The organism is Kitasatospora sp. NPDC047058 (assembly GCF_040643935.1).
GTDB lineage: Bacteria > Actinomycetota > Actinomycetes > Streptomycetales > Streptomycetaceae > Kitasatospora.
In genome coordinates, this window is sequence record NZ_JBEYVJ010000639.1 from 1 (window position 1) to 2,850 (window position 2,850).

Below are 2,850 nucleotides of genomic sequence, written 5' to 3' on the forward strand. Positions count from 1 at the left end.
TCGCCCCCCCCCCCCCCCCCCGCGCCGGGTACGGGGCCGCCGCCGTGGGCCCGGGGCGGCTGGGCCTACCGGCCCAGGCCGGTGGCCCGGGAGGCCCTGGCCGCACCCGTCCGCAGGGCGAAAGCTGGGAGGCGGGGACCGGACCGTCGGGTCGCCGGCGCCGGGGAAGGACGGCCCCGTCACGGTCGCGATCGTACGGACGTGACCGCGACGGGCACCGGTGAGCGAGGAGCCGCACCGTGAACCACACCCCCGACCTCGAAGCCGTCCGCCGGGCCGATCCCGCCGCCGTCGCCCGCCGGATCGCCGAGCGGCGCGACCAACTCGGCCTCACCGACCAGATGCTTGCCTACCAGGCGGCGATGGCACCCCGCTACCTCCGGCACCTGCTGGAGGCCGGCCCGGCCTTCGATCCGGCCGGGTTCGCCCGGATCGCGGCCGTGCTCCGCACCTCCTGGCCCGAGCTGCTGGAAGGCCGCGCCGACGCGCCGCCGGGCCGGTCGGGTCCCGGGCCGCGGCCGCTGCTGCTCCACCTGACCGAAGCCGAGTGCTGGGAGCTGGTCGGGACGCACGGCGTCGGCCGGATCGGCCTGCCGGTCCAGCCGGGTCCGGCCGTCCACCCGGTCAACTACGCCGTGGACGACGGCACGATCGTCTACCGCACGGCCGCCGGGGGAGCCGCCGCCCCGTCCGACGGATCGCCGGTCTCCTTCCAGGTCGACCGCATCGACGACCGCCTGAGCCGGGGCTGGAGCGTGCTCCTCCTCGGCGAGGCCCACCACGTCGGCGACCCGGACGAGGAGGAACGGTTGTCCCTGCTGCCCGGCGCCACCCCGTGGGCCGGCGGTGCCCGGCCGCTCTGGGTGCGCATCCGGGTGGACGAGGTCACCGGCCGCCGGATCGGCACCGGGTGAGCACCGCGGACCCGTGGCCCCGGCGGGCGGCCACGGTCGGCCCTTGACAGGAGAAAACGCACGTCTGAAACTCATCGCACCCGAAGCGCCGTTGGGCGGACCCGGCGGACGCCGGAGCGGGGACCCAGGGGGCGGCCCCGCCCCACGGCAGCAGGGGTGATGAAGCATGGCCGTCAACACGGCATCCGACGACACGGCATCCGACGAAGGCCCCCGGCCACGGCCCGCGCGCCGGGCGCGGTCCGGGCAGTCCCGGTGGCCCGGCGCGGTCCGCCGGCCCGGGGCCGCGGACTTCGAACAGTCGGCGAAGGAGTGGCTCTTCGACCTGGCCCCGGCACGCTGGCGCCACGAACAGGTCTTCCACCGCAACCCGCTGGAACTGGCCTCGATGCTCAGGCTCCACCTCGACACCCAGGTCGTCGCCCTGCAGGCGGGCCTGAAGGCTCTCCGCACGGCCCTGGTCGGCGCACCGCGACGCCCCGACGACGCCGAGACCATCGACGCCTACCTCCGGGAACAGGCCTGGGCACGGGCCGTCCGCGACCAGGTCAAGCTGGTCGAGGACGCCCTCCACCTGGCCTCCGGCCCCACCGCCCGCAAGCGCGTCGCCTGGAACCTCGTGAACGGCACCTGAGCCGCCCGGGTCCGGCGAGGCCGGGACCGTCGGAGAGTCCGTACCGTCGTCTCGTCGTACGAACCGCCCTTGCGTTCCCGGTCGCCCGCGGTCCGGTGTCCCGCCGTTGCCGCATGGGCGGCCGTCACGGCACGGCTGCGGTGAGCGCGGCGAGTTCGTCGACCACGGCGGTCAGGTGCCCGTGCCGGCGGAGGGTACGCCGCTGCCGCGCGGCGCCGGTGCCGAGGCGGCGCAGCCGGGCGAGGGCGGACTCCGCGGCCGCCAGGTCACCGGCCGCGGCCAGCCCGGGGGCGGCCCGTGCGAGCAACTCCTCGGCCAGCGTGCGCATCGGGGCGGGCCGGCCGGTGCGCGGGTCGACGCCGTCGCCGGCCAGGCCGGTGCGGGCCGCCTGCCAGTGCGCGGCGCCGAGCAGGCCGGACGGGAAGGCGGGCGCGGGCCGGCCGTCCCGGATCTCGGCGAGCAGGACGGTGGCGAGCCCGCGCAGCAGCGCCGCGAGCAGGAGGACGGTCTCCAGGTCGGCGTTGACGTCGGCGATCCGCACCTCCAACGTCGGGACGTGCTCGGACGGCCGGGCGTACCAGTAGATCATCCGGCGGTCGAGCAGGATGCCGCGGTCCACCAGGGCGTCCGCCAGCACCTCGTACTGCTCCTCGTCCAGGACCGGCGCCGGGCCGACGGTGGGCCAGCGCGACCACTGGACCGTGCGCCAGCTGGCGAAACCGCTGTCGCGGCCCGTCGCGAACGGGGAGTTGACCGCCAGCGCCTGGACCACCGGGAGCCACGGCCGCAGGTGGTTGCCCAGGGCGAGCGCCTGGCGGCGCCCGTCCGTGCCCAGGTGCACGTGGCAGCCGCACAGCGCGCCGTCGTAGCCGTCCAGCACACCCGCGTACCGGGCGGCCATCCGCCGGTAGCGCGGGTCGTCGGTGATCCGGCCCGGTCCGGGGCCGGCGAGCACCGGGGTGCCGGAGGCCACCAGCAGGCAGTCCGCCCCGGCCGCCGCCTCGGCGAGTACCGAGCGCAGCCGGGCGAGGTCGGCGCGCAGCCCGTCGAGCCGGACGGCGGGGCGGGTGCACACCTCGACCTGGACGGGGAAGAACTCGGCCTGGACCCGGTCGCCCAGCACGGTCGCGGCGTCCGCGATGACCTGGGGTGCGCGCTCGACCGGCAGCCGGGTGTGCCGGTCGACCAGCAGGAACTCCTCCTCCACCCCGACGGTGGGCACCGCGGGCAGCGTGCTCGGGCAGGCCATCGCCGGTCACCGCCCCCGGGCCAGCGCACCCGCCGCGGCCGCGCCCAGCAGGC

General features: G+C 77.2%; 3 protein-coding genes. 2 read left to right on the forward strand and 1 reads right to left on the reverse strand.

Features of this window, described 5'->3' with window-relative positions:
* Positions 1-239 precede the first annotated feature (239 nt).
* A complete protein-coding gene (locus ABZ885_RS38625) occupies positions 240-914 on the forward strand; it encodes a pyridoxamine 5'-phosphate oxidase family protein (RefSeq protein ID WP_360199495.1) in 675 nt (224 codons plus the stop codon).
* 166 nt (positions 915-1,080) lie between these two features.
* Positions 1,081-1,548, forward strand: coding sequence for a hypothetical protein (locus ABZ885_RS38630; protein WP_360199497.1), 468 nt, complete (start codon positions 1,081-1,083; stop codon positions 1,546-1,548).
* 124 nt (positions 1,549-1,672) lie between these two features.
* Here ABZ885_RS38630 and ABZ885_RS38635 read toward each other — a convergent pair whose 3' ends face one another.
* Complete coding sequence (locus ABZ885_RS38635) at positions 1,673-2,797, reverse strand: glutamate--cysteine ligase (protein WP_360199499.1); 1,125 nt, start codon at positions 2,795-2,797, stop codon at positions 1,673-1,675.
* Positions 2,798-2,850 lie beyond the last annotated feature (53 nt).

Excerpts from the sequence above, each read along its gene's own strand:
- ABZ885_RS38630 (WP_360199497.1), top strand. The coding sequence starts at position 1,081 with ATGGCCGTCAACACGGCATCCGACGACACGGCATCCGACGAAGGCCCC.
- ABZ885_RS38635 (WP_360199499.1), bottom strand. The coding sequence starts at position 2,797 with ATGGCCTGCCCGAGCACGCTGCCCGCGGTGCCCACCGTCGGGGTGGAG.